At 71.1% G+C, this 1763-nt stretch carries 3 protein-coding genes; 1 reads left to right on the top strand and 2 read right to left on the bottom strand.

The features are described from left to right. Positions 1–116: 116 nt before the first annotated feature. Positions 117–398 carry a hypothetical protein gene (locus VIB55_RS01285; RefSeq protein ID WP_331021642.1) on the bottom strand — a complete coding sequence of 94 codons (282 nt, stop codon included), beginning with the start codon at positions 396–398 and terminating at the stop codon, positions 117–119. 154 nt (positions 399–552) lie between these two features. Here VIB55_RS01285 and VIB55_RS01280 point away from each other — a divergent pair, with 154 nt between their 5' ends. Continuing rightward, positions 553–1080 (top strand): hypothetical protein, encoded by a 528-nt coding sequence (locus tag VIB55_RS01280; protein ID WP_331874850.1) that lies wholly within the window; start codon positions 553–555, stop codon positions 1078–1080. 51 nt (positions 1081–1131) lie between these two features. Here VIB55_RS01280 and VIB55_RS01275 read toward each other — a convergent pair whose 3' ends face one another. After that, positions 1132–1485 carry a hypothetical protein gene (locus VIB55_RS01275; RefSeq protein WP_331874849.1) on the bottom strand — a complete coding sequence of 118 codons (354 nt, stop codon included), beginning with the start codon at positions 1483–1485 and terminating at the stop codon, positions 1132–1134. Between the last annotated feature and the right edge of the window lie 278 nt (positions 1486–1763).

Below are 1763 nucleotides of genomic sequence, written 5' to 3'. Positions count from 1 at the left end.
CCCGGAGCGCCAGGCGGGTGAACGCCGCGGTCGTCACCTACAACCGCGGCGACTTCGAGAAGATCCGGCGGTTCTGCCGCGTACGCGTGGTGGAGCCCGCCGAAATCTTCTGACCGTCAGCGGCTGCCGTGGCGGAAGTTCACGAGCAGCACCTCGCCCGTCCCCTCCTCGCGGATCATCTCGCAGCTGGAGTAGTTGGTATCAAGCCAGGGCGAAACGCCATCGAGCGTGCCGTTCTCCTCGCCCGCCGCCTCGTGCGCCAGCCAGCGCGCCTGCTCCTCGTCCGCGGCGCGCACCATGAACCCGAACGCGCGCTCGTCGGGCGGCTGCCACGGGTCTCGGCCTTCCACGCACCACCACATCGTATTGATCCTGGGCGACAGTCTCCAGATCGCCATCACGTCTCCGGGCAAACGGGTCGGGGGTCGTCGGTCGTTCACGGGCAGCAACCTACCGCCTGTGCGGCGCGGGCGGGAGGGCCGTCTTTTTGCGCGGCGGCGGCACAGGTGGTAATCTGCCCTTCGCGAACTCCCATCCGCCACCGACGTGACGATGAAGCGATCTGCCCTCTTTGCCGCGCTCCTGCTGCTGGCCGCCTGCTCGGGAGAGCGCGCCACGCCCGAAGACTTTTACGCCGTCGCCCCGCAGGTACTGCGGTTCATGGAGCAGGACGCCCGCCAGAATCAGCCCGGGCGTGCCGCGGACGGGCCGCTGTACGTGAACGTGGAGTCGTTCCGCCACGCGTCGGACGGCATTACGGGCGCGCCCCTGGACCTGGACAGCATCTCCGTGGTTCTGGGCGAGCCCACGCAGGCCATCCTGCAGCAGGTGCTGCTGTGCGACACCGTGTCGAGCTTTGGCGGCTGCTGGGTACGCAAGTATGGAATCTGGGTCAACTGGAACGTGGCTCACGGCACGCCGAACGAAATCCGGGGCACCGTCCGCAGCACGTCGACGAAACGTAACACGCGCCCCTCCGACTTCTGCAACCGCGTCTGGCGGCTGACCTTCCGCAAGCAGGCGGGGCGGTGGAGCCTCGCCGACCGGGAGCTGATCGCGGACTGCCGCGAAGAGGCCTGAACGAACCGCCCGGGCGACGACGCCCGGGCGGTCTCGTTTTCGAGGCGCCGATCAGTACGGGTGCTCGCGGACGGCGGCGGCGACCAGGCTGGCGCAGGCGTCGAAAGCGGCGGCGGTGACGCGGGCTCCGTGGTCGGCCGCCCACTGGCTTACGCGCCGGCAGGCGTGGAGCACGCGTGCCGGGTCCGCCGGCTCGCGCTGCTCCACCAGGCAGATGAAGATGCACACGGGTGCCCACAGCCGCTCGTCCGCTCCGCTGAGGATCAGGAGCCGCCGCCGGTCCGGTCCCGCAGACGGGGGAAAGACGAAGGGCCGCAGCGGCTCGGGCGCGGCGGCCCACGCCCTCACGTCGCGCAGCGCGCGCCAGAGCAGCAGCCCCAATCCCGCGCCCGTTTCCGCCACCATCAAGCTGCCCTCGATCAGTTCCTCCGCCGTCCGCTCACCTCGCCGCCGCGGTGCCGCCGCGGAGCCGTGTCCGGCAGACGGAACCGGCTCGACCACCGGAGACGGGTTGACGAGGGGTGGGCGGCTGGAGCGCGGACGCCCCCGCCCCCGTCGGGTGATCACGGGTGCGGCTGCCGTGCAAAGGCGGCCAGCTGCGCCAGCTGCTCGGCGATGCGACGGTCGGCCGCGCGCTGCGGCGTGGTGGCGTGCTTGCGGCTGGCCTGCTCCATCCGCACCCA

This window comes from Longimicrobium sp., from assembly GCF_036554565.1.
Classification (GTDB): Bacteria; Gemmatimonadota; Gemmatimonadetes; order Longimicrobiales; family Longimicrobiaceae; genus Longimicrobium.
Note: the sequence above shows the minus strand (reverse complement) of the source record. Positions and strands in the feature narration are given on the sequence as shown.

What these genes read in the sequence shown, in the direction of transcription:
- VIB55_RS01285 (WP_331021642.1), bottom strand. Translation starts at nt 398, where the DNA reads ATGGCGATCTGGAGACTGTCGCCCAGGATCAATACGATGTGGTGGTGC.
- VIB55_RS01280 (WP_331874850.1), top strand. Translation starts at nt 553, where the DNA reads ATGAAGCGATCTGCCCTCTTTGCCGCGCTCCTGCTGCTGGCCGCCTGC.
- VIB55_RS01275 (WP_331874849.1), bottom strand. Translation starts at nt 1,485, where the DNA reads ATGGTGGCGGAAACGGGCGCGGGATTGGGGCTGCTGCTCTGGCGCGCG.